Annotated in this window: 1 protein-coding gene; it reads right to left on the bottom strand. The window is 45.7% G+C overall.

What is annotated here, in order from left to right:
- On the bottom strand, positions 1 to 223 hold a 223-nt coding region (locus tag U0R11_RS13485; RefSeq protein WP_406752345.1), incomplete at both ends, for a putative Ig domain-containing protein.

The following is a 223-nucleotide window of genomic DNA, read 5'->3' as shown; positions in this document are numbered from 1 at the left end:
TTGGGAGTTGTATAGCTTAATGCGCTTGGAGCGGCTGCATTGACTGTTATCCTGACAACGGCTGTAGTGCTACCTGTGACATTGGTAGCAGTTACGGTATAATCTGTTGCCGGGCTAGTGACAGAAGGGTTTCCACTAATTACCCCAGTGGTGGTATTGAATAATAAACCCGTTGGTAATGGAGTCGAAATACTATAGCTAGTAACTGTCCCTGTAACGGTAG

The organism is Aquirufa salirivi (assembly GCF_045310485.1).
Lineage (GTDB): Bacteria > Bacteroidota > Bacteroidia > Cytophagales > Spirosomataceae > Aquirufa > Aquirufa salirivi.
This window is presented reverse-complemented; position numbering and strand designations above follow the sequence as displayed.